The sequence below is a fragment of the Paenibacillus sp. CR_12 genome (genome assembly GCF_041953985.1).
GTDB classification, from domain to species: Bacteria; Bacillota; Bacilli; order Paenibacillales; family Paenibacillaceae; genus Paenibacillus_AQ; species Paenibacillus_AQ lautus_A.
The window spans coordinates 131,265-150,705 of record NZ_JAVFHO010000006.1 but is presented as its reverse complement, the minus strand read 5'-3'; the positions used below and the strand labels follow the sequence as shown (position 1 = coordinate 150,705).

17 protein-coding genes are annotated in these 19,441 nt (G+C 52.1%); all 17 read left to right on the top strand.

Annotated elements, in window-relative coordinates:
• The first annotated feature begins 99 nt into the window (after positions 1–99).
• The 17 genes from atpD (at position 100) to RB297_RS22240 (ending at position 19,399) form a co-directional block, all read left to right on the top strand.
• Positions 100–1,500 (top strand): F0F1 ATP synthase subunit beta, encoded by a 1,401-nt coding sequence (gene atpD, locus RB297_RS22320; RefSeq protein WP_009590553.1) that lies wholly within the window; start codon positions 100–102, stop codon positions 1,498–1,500.
• 99 nt (positions 1,501–1,599) lie between these two features.
• Positions 1,600–2,004, top strand: a complete 405-nt coding sequence (locus tag RB297_RS22315; RefSeq protein WP_015737745.1) for a F0F1 ATP synthase subunit epsilon — start codon at positions 1,600–1,602, stop codon at positions 2,002–2,004.
• 663 nt (positions 2,005–2,667) lie between these two features.
• Positions 2,668–2,922: a DUF1146 family protein gene (locus RB297_RS22310; RefSeq protein ID WP_009590551.1), complete on the top strand. Its 255-nt coding sequence runs from the start codon at positions 2,668–2,670 to the stop codon at positions 2,920–2,922.
• 501 nt (positions 2,923–3,423) lie between these two features.
• Positions 3,424–4,770, top strand: coding sequence for a UDP-N-acetylglucosamine 1-carboxyvinyltransferase (murA, locus tag RB297_RS22305; RefSeq protein ID WP_176502510.1), 1,347 nt, complete (start codon positions 3,424–3,426; stop codon positions 4,768–4,770).
• A gap of 321 nt (positions 4,771–5,091) precedes the next feature.
• Positions 5,092–6,666 carry a stage II sporulation protein D gene (spoIID, locus tag RB297_RS22300; protein ID WP_375121482.1) on the top strand — a complete coding sequence of 525 codons (1,575 nt, stop codon included), beginning with the start codon at positions 5,092–5,094 and terminating at the stop codon, positions 6,664–6,666.
• A 111-nt stretch (positions 6,667–6,777) separates the two neighbouring features.
• Positions 6,778–7,518, top strand: coding sequence for a M23 family metallopeptidase (locus tag RB297_RS22295; protein ID WP_015737742.1), 741 nt, complete (start codon positions 6,778–6,780; stop codon positions 7,516–7,518).
• A 261-nt stretch (positions 7,519–7,779) separates the two neighbouring features.
• Positions 7,780–8,064 carry a sporulation transcriptional regulator SpoIIID gene (spoIIID, locus tag RB297_RS22290; protein WP_009594246.1) on the top strand — a complete coding sequence of 95 codons (285 nt, stop codon included), beginning with the start codon at positions 7,780–7,782 and terminating at the stop codon, positions 8,062–8,064.
• Between the two features lie 196 nt (positions 8,065–8,260).
• Entirely contained in the window at positions 8,261–9,259 is a 999-nt protein-coding gene (gene mreB, locus RB297_RS22285) for a rod shape-determining protein (RefSeq protein WP_036660372.1), read from the top strand.
• Positions 9,260–9,360: 101 nt separating this feature from the next.
• The gene (locus RB297_RS22280; RefSeq protein ID WP_213580665.1) at positions 9,361–10,242 is read left to right on the top strand and encodes a flagellar hook-basal body protein; all 882 of its coding nucleotides are present in this window, start codon (positions 9,361–9,363) and stop codon (positions 10,240–10,242) included.
• A gap of 68 nt (positions 10,243–10,310) precedes the next feature.
• A complete protein-coding gene (locus RB297_RS22275) occupies positions 10,311–11,138 on the top strand; it encodes a flagellar hook-basal body protein (RefSeq protein WP_015737739.1) in 828 nt (275 codons plus the stop codon).
• Positions 11,139–11,147: 9 nt separating this feature from the next.
• The gene (locus tag RB297_RS22270; RefSeq protein ID WP_009594210.1) at positions 11,148–11,348 is read left to right on the top strand and encodes a DNA-directed RNA polymerase subunit beta; all 201 of its coding nucleotides are present in this window, start codon (positions 11,148–11,150) and stop codon (positions 11,346–11,348) included.
• Positions 11,349–11,848: 500 nt separating this feature from the next.
• The gene (gene fabZ, locus RB297_RS22265; RefSeq protein WP_007133270.1) at positions 11,849–12,280 is read left to right on the top strand and encodes a 3-hydroxyacyl-ACP dehydratase FabZ; all 432 of its coding nucleotides are present in this window, start codon (positions 11,849–11,851) and stop codon (positions 12,278–12,280) included.
• A gap of 45 nt (positions 12,281–12,325) precedes the next feature.
• A complete protein-coding gene (locus tag RB297_RS22260) occupies positions 12,326–14,044 on the top strand; it encodes a phospho-sugar mutase (protein ID WP_192570394.1) in 1,719 nt (572 codons plus the stop codon).
• A 119-nt stretch (positions 14,045–14,163) separates the two neighbouring features.
• Positions 14,164–16,182: a DUF5693 family protein gene (locus RB297_RS22255; RefSeq protein ID WP_375121481.1), complete on the top strand. Its 2,019-nt coding sequence runs from the start codon at positions 14,164–14,166 to the stop codon at positions 16,180–16,182.
• Positions 16,158–17,396, top strand: coding sequence for a polysaccharide pyruvyl transferase CsaB (csaB, locus tag RB297_RS22250; RefSeq protein ID WP_375121480.1), 1,239 nt, complete (start codon positions 16,158–16,160; stop codon positions 17,394–17,396). The genes RB297_RS22255 and csaB overlap by 25 nt, the downstream gene beginning before the upstream one ends.
• A 5-nt stretch (positions 17,397–17,401) precedes the next feature.
• Positions 17,402–18,160, top strand: a complete 759-nt coding sequence (locus tag RB297_RS22245; protein ID WP_096775861.1) for a WecB/TagA/CpsF family glycosyltransferase — start codon at positions 17,402–17,404, stop codon at positions 18,158–18,160.
• Between the two features lie 114 nt (positions 18,161–18,274).
• Positions 18,275–19,399: a glycosyltransferase family 4 protein gene (locus tag RB297_RS22240; RefSeq protein WP_009594254.1), complete on the top strand. Its 1,125-nt coding sequence runs from the start codon at positions 18,275–18,277 to the stop codon at positions 19,397–19,399.
• Positions 19,400–19,441 lie beyond the last annotated feature (42 nt).

The window sequence follows — 19,441 nt, the reverse complement described above, 5'->3', positions numbered from 1 at the left end:
AACTTAGTATTTAACGGATATGCGGCGATGTGATGAACAGCCGCTTTTACGATCATCGTTCACCGCCAGAGGTGAACGGGTAGGAGGGAAAACGAATCAATGAAAAAAGGACGCGTTGTCAGCATTACAGGTGCTGTAGTTGACATTGAATTTGAGCGCGGTCATCTTCCCGAGATTTTTAATGCTGTCAAGATTGAAGCTACGTTGGAAGGCGGCCGCTCGGTTGATTTGACTTTGGAAGTATCCAATCATTTGGGTGATAACCTGGTTCGTTGTATCGCGATGTCATCCACGGACGGTCTCGTTCGCGGTATCGAAGCTGTGGATTTGGGCAGACCGATCACGGTTCCTGTAGGTTCCGCTACACTCGGACGCGTATTTAACGTATTGGGTGAGCCGATCGATAATGCAGGTGCCGTAGTGTCCGAAGTTAATAACCCGATCCACCGTGAAGCTCCTGCATACGATGAACTCTCCACGCAAGCAGAAATGCTTGAAACGGGGATTAAAGTTATCGACTTGCTTGCTCCATACCAAAAAGGCGGTAAAATCGGTCTCTTTGGCGGTGCAGGCGTAGGTAAAACCGTTGCGATCCAGGAATTGATCAACAACATTGCTCAAGAACACGGCGGTATTTCCGTATTCGCCGGCGTAGGTGAGCGTACTCGTGAAGGTAATGACCTTTACCACGAGATGAGCGATTCCGGCGTTATCAACAAAACCGCGATGGTATTCGGTCAGATGAACGAGCCTCCGGGTGCCCGTCTTCGCGTAGCGTTGACCGGCTTGACGATGGCGGAATATTTCCGTGACCAAGAAGGTAAAGACGTGCTTCTCTTTATCGACAACATCTTCCGCTTTACTCAAGCGGGTTCCGAAGTATCCGCCCTCCTGGGACGTATGCCTTCCGCGGTAGGTTACCAGCCAACGCTGGCATCCGAAATGGGACGCTTGCAAGAGCGGATCACTTCCACGAAAAAAGGTTCTGTAACATCCATCCAGGCGATCTATGTACCGGCGGATGACTATACGGATCCGGCTCCTGCTACGACGTTTGCTCACTTGGATGCAACGACGAACCTGGAGCGTAAAATTTCCGAGATGGGTATCTATCCTGCGGTAGATCCGCTGGCATCCAGCTCCCGTATCTTGGCTCCGGAAATCGTTGGTGAAGAGCATTACAATGTAGCTCAAGGCGTTAAGAAAATTTTGGCTCGCTACAACGAGCTTCAAGATATCATTGCAATCCTCGGTATGGATGAGCTGAGCGAGGAAGATAAAGCGATCGTTGGACGTGCTCGTCGTGTTCAGCGTTTCCTTTCCCAGGCTTTCCACGTTGCCGAGCAGTTTAACGGCATTCCTGGTAAATATGTGCCAGTTAAAGAAACCGTACGCAGCTTTAAAGAGATCCTGGAAGGCAAGCACGACCACCTTCCGGAAGCCGCTTTCCTGTTCGTAGGTACGATTGAAGAGGCAGTTGAAAAAGCAAAAACATTGTAAGCTGACGCTCCGTGATCGGCAGACCGAAACAGTGCTCTCAGTGGGACTGTGAGGTCTGCTGCGCGAGTTTTCTGCGGAAAACGGTGAGGAGGGATGGAAGTGAGCACCATTTTGTTGGAAATCGTAACGCCGGACCGCTTGGTTTACTCGGAGCAGGTGAACAGTGTTACGGTGCGTGGGGTCGAGGGAGAGCTGGGCATTTTGCCTGGTCATATTTCCTTCGTTACGCCGCTTCAAATAGCGCCAGTCTTTGTGAAGATCGGCAACGAGAGAACCCCGTTTGCGGTACAGGGCGGTTTCGTCGAAGTCCGCAAAGATAAGATTGTCATCCTGGCGGAAAGCGCAGAGAGAGCGGGAGAAATCGATCTGGAGCGTGCGGAAGCCGCGAAGGAAAGAGCAGAGACTCGACTGCATGCGAAGGGAAGACAAGATGAAGTTGACCATCGTCGCGCGGAATTGGCTCTGCAAAGAGCGATGAACCGGATTAAAGTGACGCGGAACTAACAATACAGCTTGGCTGCAATCTTGCAGCCAAGCTGTTTTTTGTTTACAGCATGGATAGGATTTCAGAGAAGCTGAATCCTGTTGCTGTGAATCGCAAGGAAAATTTCGATAAGCGGGGAAAACGCCGGCTGTTTTCTGGGAATCGCGTCGATTATAGTTAATTTTTTCATCGTTTAAAGGGTCAGAAGAGTAGGATGAATTCGCTAAAGCAGCTCTCTAACAGTGTCATATGAAGCTCTTGGAGCCTGCGATTCTATGAAATGTTGGATATCCCAAGTATCTAAGCCTTGCTTTTATAGAGTCGCAGCACAACATATAGCGTCTAAGAGAGAAAGGTCATTCCAAGAATTAACCATGCTGGAAGCTTTACCGGCCGCTAAGTTAGGGACCGGTAATTTTTTGTAATATAATAAGTATAAATAGGAGCATGGGGAATGAAACTATATCCATTCCTGGTGTTTCATTGGTTCATGATTGCGATAAGAACAGCATTTTGGACTTCGGCTAATGGCGCGTTCCTGATCGTTTTTGGGCAATGTCGATAAATTTTATTATTTCCGAGGAAATGTCGTATAGAAAGTGCTGGATTCTTAGGCTCCAGCCAAGTATTATAGAAGAGTCGGTCCTGAATAGGGCTGACAAATTCACGAAGGAGGAGGGAGTATGAATCAGGATTTATCCAATTCAATCGGTGCCGTCGGTGTTAGCGGATTGATATCGATTGTTGTTTCACTGGTCTGTATCGCACTGGCTTGGTGGGCATTACAACAAGTAAAGCTGGATTTGGTTGTCCGTCATCCGAAAGGTCCGCAGGGAAAGCTGCTGCATTTGCTGCTGGCGGTGGTGCTTGGACGATTCGTTGCTGAATTCCTAATTGACTATATTACATGGAGTCAAATGATCCGATATATGTTTTAAACGCGAAAGACGGGCGTGGTACATAACGTGTTGGAGCAGCTTGTTTTAAAGACATGAGTTGTAGGATGGTTATGTGTTCGGCAATCTTTTTACGTGTCTGTTTTAATTGCGGTATGAATGGTTATATCTCTGTTAGGTTGCTTCAGAAGAAGATGTCGAATAAACGCATTTTATTATGTTAACACTTAAATCAAGAAACTGATCGGGCGGACGCTATGACTTCCGGACTATAATGTTCACCCGGTAATTGTTGCGCATTGACAAGTGCTGGTCGGTCATGGTACCTTTCGTAGGTCCATACTGCGGATAACAGATGCTTCATAAGGTGGCATCATGGATTGTTCAATTCCTGATGTAGACACCGTATCAGATGTCATAAATAGTTCAAAAATCGCTTGTTTAGCGGAAAACACTAATGTTAAGATGAAAGTTAGGGAATTAGCAACACCTAATTACTAACACACGCAATCAGGAAAATTATGGACGCGGAGGGAAACCATGATGAGCAAATTTATCGTCCGCGGTGGCAAAAGACTGACCGGAAGCGTCAAAGTCAGCGGAGCAAAAAATTCAGTTCTTCCGATCATCGCTGCCTCTCTACTAGGGGAAGTTGGGGAAAGTGTTATTATTGACGCGCCTCCTCTTGACGATGTAATTACAATCAGCAAAGTATTGGAGTCGCTTGGTGCGGGCATTACATATCAGGATGAAGTGATACGTGTGAATGCAGAGCACATAACGACATGTGAAGCGCCTTATGAATGGGTGCGGAAGATGCGGGCGTCTTTTCTGGTCATGGGACCTTTATTGGCACGTTGTGGACGAACCCGGATTTCGCTTCCCGGGGGATGTGCTATCGGCACAAGACCCATCGATCAGCATCTAAAAGGATTTGAAGCTCTCGGGGCGGAAATCAGCCTCGGACAAGGATATATTGAAGCTAAGAGCAATGGCAGATTGCGCGGGGCAAAGGTCTATTTGGACGTTGCAAGCGTAGGTGCTACTGAAAATATTATGATGGCTGCCACATTGGCTGAAGGGACAACGGTTATCGAAAATGCGGCGAAAGAGCCGGAAATTGTCGATTTAGCGAATTACCTGAATGCGATGGGAGCCAAAGTTCGCGGTGCGGGCACGGGCGTGATCCGCATCGAAGGCGTTGAGAAGATGCATGGCGTGAAGCATAACGTGATTCCTGACCGGATCGAAGCAGGCACCTTTATGGCTGCCGCTGCGATTACCGGCGGGGACGTATACGTGGAAGGAGCCATCGCCGATCATCTCGGCCCTGTCATCTCCAAGATGGAGGAGATGGGGATCACCGTCGAGCCGGACGAGAACGGGATTCGCGTCATCGCTGACAAGCCGTTAAAGTCGGTGGATGTGAAAACCTTGCCTTACCCTGGATTCCCAACCGACATGCAATCGCAGATGATGGCGCTCTTGCTGGTGTCGGAAGGTACAAGTGTCGTGACCGAAACCGTATTTGAGAACCGCTTTATGCACGTGGACGAATTCCAATTGATGAATGCGGAGATCAAGGTGGAGGGACGTTCCGCCATCGTGACCGGCGGCGCGAAGCTGAAAGGAGCCAAAGTAACGGCAACGGATCTGCGTGCAGGGGCCGCCTTGATTTTAGCCGGTCTTGTCTCTGAGGGGACTACCGAAGTTGGCGGCGTTCAGCATATTGATCGCGGTTATGTTCATTTGGCGGAGAAGCTGTCCGGACTTGGCGCGGATATCTGGCGTATTTCGACGGAGGAACCGAGCACGGAGAAGGTTTCGAAGAAAGCGGCAACTGAAGCAGAGGACGCCAAACATTTTAAAGTGCAGCCAACCTGGGTATAACCGGGAGGCTGGATCTGTTCATTCAGAATAGATGCAATAAGTCATAGAAGGGGCTTTGCCGATGGAGGCAAGGCCTCTTCTTTTTTTGGGTATGCCATCATCATTGCAGGTACTCCTCCTCCTCTTATGTTGGGATTCCGGATGAATAGGAGACTCTTTGCTAGCTTGCTTGTAGTCAGCCGTAGCGTTTCTTCATCCATATACTTTTCCCGTCTCTTAGAATAGTTCTATCAAATGCCCGTATCTCATAAGTATAAGTAGAGCGTGATGGAGCATGAACGAGAGCCTATACCAGGGGAAAAGGCACAGGAGGGAAACGCAATGAAAGATTCGAAGGTTCGTGTGAATGTGAGCACCGCAGGGAACAAACGAGCGGTCGATTCAAAAGACGTTCGGAAAGAAGGAAGTGCTGAGTCTTATCAGGTGCCGTCCGAAGGATCGGCGGCTCCCGTGTTGAAGTGGAAATTTCCTGAGGGGCTTGAGAAGAAAGGCGGGCTGACAGAAGAACAAAGCCGTCGTTCGATATCGGATACAGAGGACATGGAGGAAGGGCCGCGCGGGCACCGCGGCCCGGGGAGCAGGCCGGACGCCTTCGGCGAGTCCGGCCATGGCCCGCGGGCGGCACAGACGCCGCCGCCCGAACGCCCTGCCGGCGCGCCTGCGCATGGCGCCGGGCCAGACCCCGGCGGGCCGGCGGCCATGCCGCAGGGCCCGCATTCCGCGGCCGAGCCGCAGCGCTTCGCGCAAGCGGCGCCGGGCCGCGTGCCGCGCGGCGGCCGCACGTTCCGTGTGCGGCCTGCGCGCTGGGGGCGCCGCGGCTTTGCCGCGCGGCGCCCGGCCGCCGGGAAGCGGCGGTTGCGGGTGCACCCCGCCGTCTGGGCGGTGGCCGGGCTGCTGGCCTTGGCGCTGGCGCTGCCTCTGCTGGTGGTTGCCCCCGGCAACAACGCACCAGAGCCGCTGCCGCCCGGGCCGGCCCCGCTGCCTTCCGCCGAGCCGCAGGCGGCGGAAGAGCCCACGGTATCCGTCTATGTAACCAAGACGGAGACCGTGGAGGAGCTGCCGCTGGAACAATACCTCGTCGGCGTCCTAGCCGCCGAGATGCCGGCGGAGTTCCAGCTGGAGGCGCTCAAGGCCCAGGCCATCGCGGCACGAACCTATATCGTGCAGCGGCTGGCGTCCGGCGACCGCAGCGGCGTGCCGGACGGCAAGGCCCTGGTGACCGACACGGTCAGTCACCAGGCTTATATTGCCCAAGACGAGCTGACGAAGGAATGGCGTCGGCTGGGGAAGGAAGCCGAGCTGGCGAAGCTGCGGCAGGCCGTTAAGGAAACGGCGGGTGTGGTGATGACGTATGAAGGTAAGCCGATTACGGCTTCTTTTTTCTCCACCAGCAACGGGTATACCGAAAATTCAGAGGATTATTGGAAGAACGAGATTCCCTACCTGCGCAGCGTGGAGAGTCCATGGGATAAAAAGATTTCGCCCAAATACAAGACAACGGTCACGATGCCAAGGTCGGAGTTTATCGGGAAGCTTGGACTGGCGGATGGAGCCGTACCGGTATCGGCAGGCGGGGACGGGGGTTCTTCTTTTTTGAAAGTACTCTCGTATACGCAAGGCCATCGCATTGAGAGCGTACGGGTCGGCGGCAAGAAGTTCACCGGTCGCGAGGTGAGAGAGAAGCTGGGGCTCCGGTCCAGCCAATTCACCCTTCATATGAAAGACGGAGAGATTGAGATTACGACCTACGGCAACGGCCACGGAGTCGGCATGAGCCAGTACGGAGCAGAGGGCATGGCCCGTGAAGGATATGAAGCGAAAGCGATCCTGGAGCACTATTATACGAATATTTCTTTTGACAAAACTTCAAATCTTCTCTCTTTAGTTGCCCCTTGATTCACTCCGTGATTAAAAGACGACTTTTGAACAACCTCTCAAAAAAAATAATAGTGAGATAACGTATAAAAGAGTTGGCCCCGGTAACAATGGTTACTGAGGTGATTGCAAATGAATGAACAGAACAAAAATAGTAAACCCCACGAAGAAACTCCTAAAACTGTGCAAGGAGATTCGGCGGTAACGTCATCTTCGTGGAAGAAAGCATTATCCAAACGGTGGGTGTTCCCGGCAGCATACTTAGCAGCAGCGGCAATTATACTAACCCTCGTGTGGGTCTACCAGGACGCCAGCCAAAAGACGCTGAACCCACAAGAGGAAGCAACAACCGTATCGGAATCGGTTCAAGGCTCGGAGAAGCCTGCTGCAACCGAAGGCAATGACGGAGAGGCTGTAGAAGTGACGGCTAATGCGCAAGCGATGATCTGGCCGGTAGCGGACGACGTGGCGGTGAGCATCGTCAAACCTTACTTTGACGAGACGAATCCGGAGACCCATCAAGAGGCGATGGTGCAATATAACGACACCTTCACGCCGAATCTGGGAATCGACTTGGCTGCCGCCGATGACACGATGTTCGAAGTCAGAGCCGCGCTTACGGGTAAAGTGACCCGGGTTGAGAATCATCCGGTCAACGGTAATGTCGTTGAGATTACATCCGGCGATACGAAAACCGTGTACCAAAGCTTGAACGAAGTGAAAGTGAAGGAAGGCGCTGAAGTGAAGCAGGGCGATTCCATCGCGACGGCCGGACGCAGCGAGCTTGAGAAGGATCTCGGCAACCACGTGCACTTTGAAGTGTATGAGGGCGGGAAACTGGTCAACCCTGTGAGCGTGCTTCCGCAAAAATAATTTCATTTCTTCGTCATATGCGCCCACCGCGCACTTGAAGAGGCAGGATCTTGGGATCCTGTCTTTTTTTTGCTGCGGGTTCGGATGGCAAGTCCAACCCTTGCTGCGCCTTGTTTTATGGAGTTGTTCTGCTTGTCCGCGATCGGCATGTCCAGAAAATAAATGGGTCCAAGTAAGCTTGTCAGCACTTGAAACCGCGAATATCCCGTCAGGCCCCTCATATAATGTACCAAACTATCCACACAGTAGGGAGGCGGGAGCGTGCACGATTACATCAAAGAGCGGACCATTAAGATCGGACGCTGTATCGTGGAAACGAGGCATACGGTTCGAACTATAGCCAAAGAATTTGGCGTGTCGAAGAGCACGGTGCATAAGGACTTAACCGAACGTCTGCCGGAGATCAACCCGGACCTGGCGGATCAGGTAAAGCACATTCTCGAATACCACAAATCCATCCGCCATCTGAGAGGCGGAGAAGCTACCAAGATCAAGTACAAAAAAACCGGCAGCAACCGTGAACCGGTGGCCACGGCAAAATCCTGATTTTTTAGGGCTTTGGTCGCTAGATTGGCGTTGAATCCCTCCCCTAAAGTATGATATGTTAAAAGCTGGTATAGGATCGAAATATGGGACCTGTTTTGCCGAAGATCATCATCGATTGCTAGATTATGTCGAAGGGTGGTACGGTACAGCGAACAGACTCTTTTACCATAAAATAACACTTTGGGGGCTTTTCATGATGTTGAGCAAGGATATTGGAATCGATCTCGGAACGGCGAACGTGCTCATTCACGTAAAGGGGAAGGGGGTAGTGTTAGACGAACCTTCCGTTGTCACTATTGAGACCGACACCAAACGAGTCCTTGCCGTCGGTGAGGAAGCACGGCGCATGGTCGGGCGTACTCCCGGCAACATTACGGCGATCCGCCCGCTGAGGGACGGGGTCATCGCCGACTTCGAAATTACGGAAGCGATGCTGAAGTACTTTATTGATCGCGTGGGCGCGCGCAGTTGGCACAGCCGGCCCCGAATCCTGATCTGTGCACCGACGAACATTACTTCGGTGGAGCAGAAAGCGATCCGGGAAGCGGCTGAGCGCAGCGGCGCAAGGGATGTGTTCCTGGAAGAAGAACCGAAGGCGGCGGCAATCGGCGCAGGAATGGATATTTTCCAACCGAGCGGTAACATGGTCGTGGACATCGGGGGCGGCACCACGGATGTGGCCGTCCTGTCCATGGGCGATGTGGTCACCGCTTCTTCGATTAAAATGGCAGGGGACAAGTTCGACGAGGCGATCACGAAGTACGTGAAGCATAAATATAAATTGCTGATCGGGGAACGGACGGCAGAAGATTTGAAGATGGCGATCGGAACGGTTCGCCCGGGCGGCAGACAAGCTGAGATGGACATTCGCGGACGCGATATGGTATCGGGATTGCCGTTTACCGTAACGGTGTCGTCAGAGGAAGTGCAGGAAGCCCTGTGGGATCCCGTGTCATCGATCGTGCTCGCGGCCAAATCCGTATTGGAGCGCACTCCGCCTGAGCTGTCGGCAGACATCATCGATCGCGGCGTTATTCTAACGGGCGGCGGCGCGCTGCTTCATGGATTGGACGAGCTGTTGACGGACGAGCTTCGGGTGCCGGTGCTTGTCGCTGAAGATCCGATGCACTGTGTGGTTAAAGGAACGGGAATTATGCTGGATAATTTGGACAAGGTCGTTAAGAAAAAGTTCTAACCTTCCGATATAGATGATAGGACAAGTTGAATATGGAGATGAACCGTAGCGTTTATCGACTAAGGTTCTTATGATTCGTTAATGGAAGGGAAGTGCCTTCATTGTTAAGAGGTCTATATACAGCCGCTTCAGGGATGATGACCCAGGAGCAGCGACATAATACGGTGACGCAGAACATCGCCAACGTTAACACGACAGGCTATAAGGCAACGAACAGCGTACAGCGCTCGTTCCCTGAAGTGCTGGTCTCCATGATCGGCGGCAACGAGTCGTCGAATGCGGGACGGAAGCTGGGCAAGTTCAACACGGGCGTATACGCCGAGGAGAGCATTTCGCTCTATACCGAAGGTGCGCTCCGGGAAACGAACAAGACAACGGACTTTGCGCTGGTATCCTCGTTTACGGTACAGAATCCGGCAACGGGCCAGGCTTATCCGTTTGATGCTTCGGGCAGATACGTGGATGAGAACGGCGAGGTGATTTACCGGCCGGAAGGATTTTTCACGGTTCAGAACGAGAACGGAGATGTCCGGTACACCCGCAACGGCAGCTTCCGGGTCAGCCCCGAAGGCAACCTGTTGAGCGAGAGCGGCTATAAGGTTCTGGATAACAATAACAGACCGATTGTATTGACAGGTCCGGCGAGTGACTTTACAGTGAATGAGCAAGGAGAAATCATGGACGCCGCTGGCAGAGGGACGGGCATCATTCTCGGCGTCAGCATCGTGAGCCAGCCTCATGGACTGATTCGAGAAGGGCATGGCGTGTTCCGCATGGCTGATCCGGACGGTGAAGTGCGTTTTATGACGCCGGCCGATAACGGAGTGGTCCGACAGGGATTCATCGAAGGGTCCAACGTGGATCCAACGCAGTCGATGGTGGAATTGACCGCTGCGCTGCGCGCGTATGAAACGAATCAGAAAATCGTTCAATATTACGACAGAACGCTGGAGAAGGCGGTCAATGAGATTGGCCGCGTCTAAGCTAACGTCTGTAAGCAGGTAGGCAGCACATTGCTGCCGAAATAATGGGAGCCCACGGGAGGTAAGTAATGAACAACTCGATGATAAGCGCCATGGTGTCGATGAATGCCCTCCAGCAGCGATTGGATGTCATTGCGGACAATATGGCAAACGTCAACACGGCTGGTTATAAGAAAAAGGAGGCATCCTTTGAGGATGTGCTGACACAGGTTCAGGGCCATCACAAGGATTTCGACCGAACGGGCCGTGCGACGCCGCTTGGCTATACACTCGGGTACGGCATGAGATTATCTTCCGTTGTGCCAAACATGGAGCAGGGCGCCATGAAGGAAACCGGCAACCCGCTCGATCTGATGATTGACGGGCAAGCCATGTTTGCGGTTCAGGGAGACGGCGCGATCGGATATACCCGTGAAGGCGGGTTCCATGTATCCCCGGACGCCCGTAATCCGAACAACCTGCTGCTGGTCAATTCACAAGGCTATCCTGTGCTTGACGTGAACGATAATCCGATTTCTCTTCCGGCCAAAGGGAAAGTTGCCATCAATGAGAGAGGTCAGATTATCGTGGAGACCCCAACGGGTGGCCGTACGGCTCCTTATGCCACCTTGAAGCTGGTTGAGCTTGAGCGTCCGGAGGGACTGGTCGCTGTAGGGGATAACCTGTTCGTCTTAGGGAATGGTTTAGCGGAAGGCGACGTATTCGATACGACGCCGCCTGCTCCGGGTGAGCCTCCTAAATCCAAGGTGCTGTCCGGGTTTGTGGAACAATCCAACGTGAACCTGACCGATGAATTGACCAAGATGATGGAAGTTCAGCGGGCCTACCAGCTGACGGCACGCGCGCTTAGTTCCAGCGATACCATGATGAACCTTGCCAACACAATGCGAGGGTAGGTGGGCATCATGAGTGAATCAAACGCCAAAAAACGCTCCAAGACATCCGGATGGAAAATCGCCGTCCGTATCATGATTCCTGTATTGCTCGTACTGGCATTATTCGGGGGCATGGTCTTCGGATATGTTGTCCTGGGGGATCAGGAGCTTAGTGAAGTGTTTGAATGGGGCACATGGAAGCATGTTTTTGATTTGATTTTCGCACCGTGACGAAGGTCGGGGTGACATACAACGTCGTTGATAAGATGCCGAACTCCCTGTAAGGGAGTTTTCTTTTTTTAGGGTTAAACGGTATAATGGGATGGGACTTGCGTATTAACTTTGTCATTTCATGACAATGGACGGATGTATATAAAATAACCCCACAAAGTGGAGCCTATGCTGCGATGCTTATTCCAAATACTTTGCGGGGACCCCAAAAAACTTGTAAAAGGGCCCTCTCCTCGTACACGGAATGTCCGAAGGAGAAAGCCCCTTATCTGAAACCTTCACTTCTGCAGCGGTGAAGGATATCCATCATTTTTTCCGCAACTCCTTCTTTTTATGCAAATGATCCGAAATTCGTTAAAGAACCTCGAAGATGAAGCATGATACAACCATCAGCAATACCTTCCGCTGCTTGAGAAAGCGGCATAGCGGCGCAACTGGAACGAACTCCCCTTTTCAAACGCTATGCTTGGCGGGTACGTACATAAGGAGGATTTAATACTATGTTGAACATCAAACAGATCCAAGAGATTATTCCGCATCGTCCCCCGTTTTTGCTCGTCGATAAGATCGTGGAGATCGAGGATGGCAAACGGGCGGTCGGCATCAAGAACGTGACGATCAACGAACCGTTTTTTGTCGGGCATTTCCCTGAATATGCCGTTATGCCGGGGGTCCTGATTGTAGAAGCTTTGGCGCAAGTCGGCGCTGTGGCGATTCTCAACGTAGAGAGCAATCGGGGCAAGCTCGGCTTTTTGGCGGGCATTGACGGTTTCCGTTTCCGTGGACAAGTGGTACCGGGAGACACGCTGCGCTTGGAAGTCGAGATCATTCGCCTGAAGGGCATGATCGGCAAAGGGAAAGCGACCGCAACGGTGGATGGACGCGTAGTGGCCGAGGGAGAAATTATGTTTGCTCTCGCGGATAAGGAGTAATTTTCAGACTATTCTTGTTTGGATGAGGAAGGGAGACTTTTTTTCATGTCAGAGATGAGTCAGAGAACAATCGATACGGTACAGCGTTGGTTGAATGATCCTTATGTAGATGAGGAGACGAAACAGGAGCTGCGTTCACTCGAGCACGATGCCAAAGAGCTGGAAGAGCGGTTTTATCGTGATCTGGAATTTGGAACGGGCGGTCTGCGCGGCGTCATCGGTGCAGGCAGCAATCGGATGAATAAATATACGGTAGGTCGTGCAACGCAAGGCTTTGCGCAGTATATTCTGGAGGCTCACGGCGATGCGGAAGGCAAGCCTTCCGTTGTCATCGCCCATGATTCCCGGCATTTCTCGCCGGAGTTTGCGTTGGAGGCTGCTTTGGTTCTGGCCGGCAACGGAATTGTAGCCAAGCTGTACCCCTCCTTGCGTTCTACGCCGCAACTGTCATTCAGCGTGCGCCACCTGGGCGCTACTGGCGGAATTGTCATCACGGCAAGCCATAATCCGCCGGAATATAACGGCTATAAGGTGTACAACCGTGAAGGCGGCCAGTTAGTGCCGGACGAAGCGGAGAACGTGATTGCCCGGATTCAGGAGGTGGATTCTTTCTCCGCCGTGAAAAGGCTGTCGCAGGCGGATGCCGAGGCTCAGGGTCTGCTGGTTTGGCTGGGCGAAGCGGAAGATCAGGCTTTTGTGGATACGGTGACTGATATCAGCGTGAATCGGGAGCTTATCGCGTCCAAGCTGGGCGAGGATTTCAAAATCGTATTCACGCCGCTGCATGGAACTGGGCAAGCCCCGGTCGAGCGGGTGCTTCGGAACATCGGCTTTAAGCATATCCATGTCGTTCCTGAACAAGCCCAGCCGGACGGCAATTTCTCCACCGTGAAATCTCCGAATCCGGAGGAACGGGAAGCGTTCACGCTTGCGATGAAGCTTGGCGAGGAAGTGGGAGCCGACATTTTGATCGGAACGGATCCGGACGCAGATCGCATGGGGGCCGTCGTGAAGAACGCTCAGGGCGAATACGTCGTGCTGACAGGCAATCAATCGGGCGCGATAATGATCCACTATTTGCTGGGTCAATTGAAGGAAGCGGGCAAGCTGCCTCATAACGGTGCCGTCATCAAGACCATCGTTACGAGCGAGATGGGAGCGGCGATTGCGGAACATTATGGTGCCGCCGTGTTGAATACATTGACGGGCTTCAAGTACATTGGCGAGAAAATGACCCAGTTCGAGGAGTCCGGCAGCCATACGTATCTGTTCGGCTATGAGGAGAGTTACGGCTATTTGGCAGGCAACTATGCCCGCGATAAGGATGCCGTGCTGGCCTCGATGCTGATATGCGAAGCCGCCGCCTACTATAAAGGACAAGGCAAGACGCTGTACGATGTGCTGCAGGAGCTTTACGAGCAGTTCGGTTATTTCCTCGAGACGCTGGAATCCCGGACGCTCAAAGGCAAGGATGGCGTTGCCCAGATTCAAGCCAAGATGTCCGATTGGCGCGACAATCCGCCCCAGAAGGTCGGGGGCCAAACGGTTAAGCAGGTCCTTGACTATGCGGAGGGCTTGGACGGATTGCCGAAGGAAAACGTGTTAAAATATTTGCTTGAAGACGGTTCTTGGTTCTGCCTGAGACCTTCGGGCACCGAGCCGAAGATCAAAGTGTACTTTGCCGTGCGCGGCGAATCTCTCGCCGATGCGAAGGCCAAAATTCAATCGCTCTCGGATCAAGTCATGGCCCGGGTAGACGCTTAACCATAGATACATTTTAATGAGAGAAGAGAACGAAGGGGATTTACGATGGTTGCGCAAGGCATCAAATGGCTGTTGCCCTCCATCGTAAATCCCCGCAGGTTCGATGAGGAGGTACTTTCGTGGTTCAGAAATGGAAACGCTGGAACACGGCAGCCCGCAAGTGGCTGTGGATTCTGGTTGTTCTTGGCGTTGCAGCGGCCCTGCCTGTAGGTTATGACCGACTGCAAACAGAATCAACATCAAAGAACGTTGAATTGGTGTTTGATTATCGGGATTTGTTGGATGTCGCGGTGTATCAATCCAAGCCGCAGGATTTTATATCCGAGCAGCTGGATCGCCTGAAAGAAGCTGGCGTGATCAGTATGGCGCTTTATGAAAGCACGCTGGACGAGCTGGCGAAATCGCGGCGGATATCGGTATATGACGGGCAGCAGGTCGCCGATCTGACAGGTACGACGGTCTCCCCGAACGAGAATTTTACGTATGTTGCATTCCTGAACGAGGAAAGCGCAGCTTTAATTAAACCCATCATTCAAGATACGTTCACGAGACTGGGGATTCCGATAAGATCATGGCAGTTCGATCGCGCAGTGGACGGATTGGTGCTGGAAACTCCGCGTTCCAATGCGGTCATTAAACCGTTGTCTCCAGACCCGATTACGATCAGCATGCTGAGGGAGAAGGGCTTTAACATTGTGCCGCGTCTGTCGGACAGCCTTCCGTATGATCAGGCTTACATGGAGAAGCTGATGGCGTACTTCGCGGATAACGGCGTGAAACGCATTCTGTTCGAAGGGGATTCCGCCAGAGGTTTTAATGATCAAGCCGACATGAAAAGCCTGGATTCCTTTGGCCAGCTGTTGAACGAACATGGGATCGGTCTCGTGGCGATTGAGAATATCAAGCGTCCGCAAAAAGGCTTTACGAAACTTGCCTATTTAACGGATTACAACGTAACCCGTATTTATTCCTTAAGCGAGCGGGATGCTAATCTGGAGCCCGAGGTTATCGGGGACCGCTTTGCCCTGGCATCCAAAGACCGTAACATTCGGATGTTCTATTTGAATGCAGAGCCGAGCCGGGATATGACCAAGGCTACCGTTACGCATCCGCTCGACAATCTGATTGACAGTTTGACCGGATCGGGCCAAGCCATCAAGCAGATCGAGGACAATGGCTTCACCATGGGTCCTGCAGAGCCGTTTAAGGTAACCGACTCGTCCTTGCAGCGTTACTTCAAGCTTGGGGCGGTCCTGGGAGCCATCGCGCTGATTTCGCTCATGATTTCCTATTACATTCCGTTCTTGACGATTGCAGCCTTCCTGATCGGGCTCGTGGGCAGCGCCGGATTGTATGTTCTAAAGCCGACATTGCTTGAACAGGCCTTGGCTTTATTTGCCGCGATCAGCGCTCCAACGGTTGCCGTCATATTGGCCATTCGCAAAGTCAATGAAACGCAGAAGAGCATTCCGGACATGAGTCCTGGCAGAAGAATGACCCATTCGATCGTATTGCTGGTCAAAACCTCGATTTTGTCGCTTGCGGCTGTACCGATCGTTGTTGCGTTATTGAACAATGTGACCTATATGCTCGTGCTGGATCAGTTCCGTGGCGTGAGCTTGCTGGCTGCAGCTCCGATTGGACTTATTGCGATCTACGTGGTTCTATATCGCGGAGGATCGACTTACAGCGCAATTCTGAAGCTGCTTAAAGCACCGATCTCGTTGACATGGGTCATCGCAGCAGGGATTGTGGCCATTGTTGGCTGGTACTATCTCACCCGTACAGGTAATGCAGGGTCCGTATCTTCGATCGAAATGACATTCCGTACATTCCTGGAAAATACGTTTGGCGTACGTCCGCGTAACAAGGAATTCTTGCTTGCTCATCCGATGATGGTACTCGGCGTGTTCCTGTCATTTAAGTATCGTCATGCCGTATACCTTCTCATTATCGGCGTGATGGGGCAGCTGTCGATGGTCGGAACATTCACGCATATTCACACGCCTCTTTATATTTCGGCGATTCGCGTCGTATTGGGCCTTGGACTCGGCCTGATCATCGGATTGATCGCGATATTGGTATGGCAAGTGGCAGAAAGGATCTGGAAACGATGGTCTCCACTTCTAAGACAATAGTCATTTCCGGATATTACGGATTTAAAAATAGCGGTGACGAAGCGGTACTGAAATCGATTCTGACCGCATTAGAGCAGGAAGGACAGGCAGCGGGGGTCGATATCAACCCCGTTGTGCTTTCCATCGACCCGGAATGGACTTCGGCTGCCTACGGGGTTAAATCCGTTCATCGGATGAAGCTGGGCGAGGTTCGACAGGCGATCAAGGACAGCGACGGCTTGATCAGCGGCGGGGGAAGCCTGCTGCAGGATGCTACCAGTCCGAAGACCATTCCTTATTATTTGGGCGTTCTCAAGATCGCGCAGTGGCTCGGTAAACCGACGTTTATTTATGCCCAGGGCGTTGGCCCGGTGAACCGCAAACTGTTTTATCCGATGATTCGCTCGATCTTCCGTAAATGCACATATATCTCGGTGCGGGACATGCAGTCGGGCGAACTGCTCCAGTCCATGGGAATATCGGGGGAAGCCGTGCACGTCGTGCCGGACCCGGTAATGGGGTTGCCGCTGCCGGCCGGAGAGGGTGTCCATCGGGATTCCCACCCGGGATCAGCGTCGAAAGAGAATGAAGCTGCACTAGTTTCTTCTATAGAAGAGCAGCACGAATCATCCGAAGAACCTGTAAAGGCATCCTCGTCATCAAGCGGAGACACGAAAGGCTCTCTGCCGGTCATAGGCATTTCGGTTCGGTATTGGCATCCGGAACGAAAAGAGTTGAAGGCTGTAGCGGAAGGTTTAAAGGCGTTGGCCGGACAACGACCGGTGCATCTTCGCTTTCTTCCTTTTCATCAGCCGGATGATATTGAGGCTTCGCAGTTTATAGCGGATGCCATGGGCGATATCTCCAAGAATGGCTCTGCCTTGAGTTTCTATCGCGATGAGAAGCAGCCGCAGGACATGCTGCGCGAGGTTAGCCGTTGTGATATGATATTGGGCATGCGCCTGCATAGCCTGATCTATGCCGCGAATCAGAGCGTGCCGCTGCTCGGAATTTCTTATGATCCGAAAATCAACCACTTCTTGAAGCGGCTTGGCAGCGAGCCTGTCGGAAGCAGTGAATCCCTTGATCCGAGCGTATTAAAGGATCAGATGCTGAAGCTGTTGGACGATGCAGCGGCATGGAAGGCGGAGCATGGCGAGCAGATTGCCGTGCTGAAACGCGAGGCTGCCATGCCTGCACGCCATATTGCCCAATATTTACGCCATAGAGGATGATAAACATGAAACAGACCTATCCATTTCCTACCGTATCGGTATTCGAGATTCCTTTTTCCAAGCTAAGCATGAAAGATACGGTGAAATACCTGACAGAGGCTGTGCAGTCGGGGCAGCCCCATCATGTGATCACGGCGAATCCGATCATGGTGATGACGGCCGTCAACAATCCGGAGTATAAAGAGATGATGCAAAGCGCTGAAATCATCGTTCCGGACGGCACCGGTATCGTGTGGGCCGCTGGTGTGGGCGGCGATCCGTTGGAGGGACGCGTAACCGGCTTCGAGCTTTTACATGAATTGTTGAAGGTCGGGGAAACCTATAGATGGAAGTTCTTTCTGCTGGGAACTACCGCCGAAGTGATTCAGGAAGCTGCCGAAAGGTTACAAATGCAATATCCGGCTGCAATTATATGCGGCTGCCGGGACGGCTTTTTTGGGCCAGATGAAGATGCTGCCGTCATCGAACAGATACGGGCGGCTTCACCGGATATTTTGTTTGTGGCGCGCGGTGCGGATAACCAGGAGCCTTGGATTGCCCAGCATAAACAGGCGCTCCAGGTTCCGGTCGTGATGGGAGTCGGGGGTTCTTTCGACATTATCTCCGGCAAGCTGAAGCGGGCACCGAAGGTGTTTCAAAAGCTGCGTCTCGAATGGTTTTATCGCCTTCTGAAGGAGCCTACCCGTTACAAAAGAATGCTTGCGCTGCCGAAATTCGTAGTGAAAGTGCTGCGCGAGAAAGAAAACGTAACGAAATCGAGCTAAATGGCTCATTTCTGTGGGTAAAATCCGGGAAATCACCGGAAATTGGCATTGGTTTTCGGACCCGAAGGGAGTATAATTCAACCGGTAGACTTTTATTGGGGGTCGAATGATTACATGTTAATGATATACATCATCGGGTTTATCGTATCGCTGGCGCTCGCTCTGCTCTTAACGCCGCTTGTAAAGAAGTTTGCGGTTAAGATTGGTGCCGTTGACGTTCCTAACGCCCGCAAGGTTCATACCCGGATCATGCCCCGACTCGGGGGACTCGGCATTTATCTGGCTTTTATTCTTGGACTGATTGCGGTTCTTCCTTTTTTGCCGGATAGCCTGTCGCCTCGTGATGCCAACTTCATGAAGGCATTTCTGATCGGCGGTTCCATGATCGTATTGATCGGAGCCTTGGATGATCGATTTGAACTTTCGGCCAAAGTGAAGTTTTTGGCTCAGATTGCAGCTGCTTGCGTGGTTGTATTCGGATTTAATATTACCGTGGACTTTGTAAATATACCGTTCCAGGACCGGTACTCCATGCTGGAGAGCTGGGTATCGATTCCGCTTACGATTTTCTGGATCGTCGGCGTAACGAACGCGATTAATTTGATTGACGGGCTCGATGGACTTGCAGCAGGCGTATCCGGCATTGCGATCGGCACGATCCTGGTCATGGCCGTCTTGATGGGCAACACAACCGTAGCCTTGCTCTGCCTGCTGCTCCTCGGCAGCATTATCGGTTTCCTGTTTTTCAACTTCCATCCGGCAAAGATTTTCATGGGAGATACGGGGTCATTATTCCTTGGATTCAGTTTGGCCATGCTGTCCCTGCTTGGATTTAAGCAGATTGCGATTGTATCCTTTATTACGCCGCTGATCATTATCGGCGTTCCGTTGTCGGATACGTTCTTCGCGATCATTCGCCGCAAAATCCAGAAGAAACCGATCTTTGCTCCGGACAAGGGCCATTTGCATCACTGCCTGCGCGAGCTTGGATTCAGCCATCGCCAGACCGTGTTGATCATTTACGTCATTGCCGCGTTCTTCGGCGTATTGGCCGTCATTCAATCGTCGGCTGCCATGTATGAAGCGAACTGGGTGACGTTTGTGGTTATCTGCGTCATGATGTGTTTCATGCAGATCGGTGCCGAAGTCATCGGACTGGTCGGCAAGACCAAACGGCCGATTCTCGGGCTGATTAACCGGATGCGGATGAAGGCAAATCCCGAAAGCCGCACCAAATAGAACTTATTCTTTTTCATTATGAGTCCGGTACGGACATGCCAG

Excerpts from the sequence above, each read along its gene's own strand:
- RB297_RS22260 (WP_192570394.1), top strand. The coding sequence starts at position 12,326 with ATGTCAGAGATGAGTCAGAGAACAATCGATACGGTACAGCGTTGGTTG.
- RB297_RS22275 (WP_015737739.1), top strand. The coding sequence starts at position 10,311 with ATGAACAACTCGATGATAAGCGCCATGGTGTCGATGAATGCCCTCCAG.
- csaB (WP_375121480.1), top strand. The coding sequence starts at position 16,158 with ATGGTCTCCACTTCTAAGACAATAGTCATTTCCGGATATTACGGATTT.
- spoIID (WP_375121482.1), top strand. The coding sequence starts at position 5,092 with ATGAAAGATTCGAAGGTTCGTGTGAATGTGAGCACCGCAGGGAACAAA.
- fabZ (WP_007133270.1), top strand. The coding sequence starts at position 11,849 with ATGTTGAACATCAAACAGATCCAAGAGATTATTCCGCATCGTCCCCCG.
- RB297_RS22295 (WP_015737742.1), top strand. The coding sequence starts at position 6,778 with ATGAATGAACAGAACAAAAATAGTAAACCCCACGAAGAAACTCCTAAA.
- RB297_RS22270 (WP_009594210.1), top strand. The coding sequence starts at position 11,148 with ATGAGTGAATCAAACGCCAAAAAACGCTCCAAGACATCCGGATGGAAA.
- mreB (WP_036660372.1), top strand. The coding sequence starts at position 8,261 with ATGTTGAGCAAGGATATTGGAATCGATCTCGGAACGGCGAACGTGCTC.
- RB297_RS22310 (WP_009590551.1), top strand. The coding sequence starts at position 2,668 with ATGAATCAGGATTTATCCAATTCAATCGGTGCCGTCGGTGTTAGCGGA.
- atpD (WP_009590553.1), top strand. The coding sequence starts at position 100 with ATGAAAAAAGGACGCGTTGTCAGCATTACAGGTGCTGTAGTTGACATT.
- RB297_RS22245 (WP_096775861.1), top strand. The coding sequence starts at position 17,402 with ATGAAACAGACCTATCCATTTCCTACCGTATCGGTATTCGAGATTCCT.
- RB297_RS22240 (WP_009594254.1), top strand. The coding sequence starts at position 18,275 with ATGTTAATGATATACATCATCGGGTTTATCGTATCGCTGGCGCTCGCT.
- murA (WP_176502510.1), top strand. The coding sequence starts at position 3,424 with ATGAGCAAATTTATCGTCCGCGGTGGCAAAAGACTGACCGGAAGCGTC.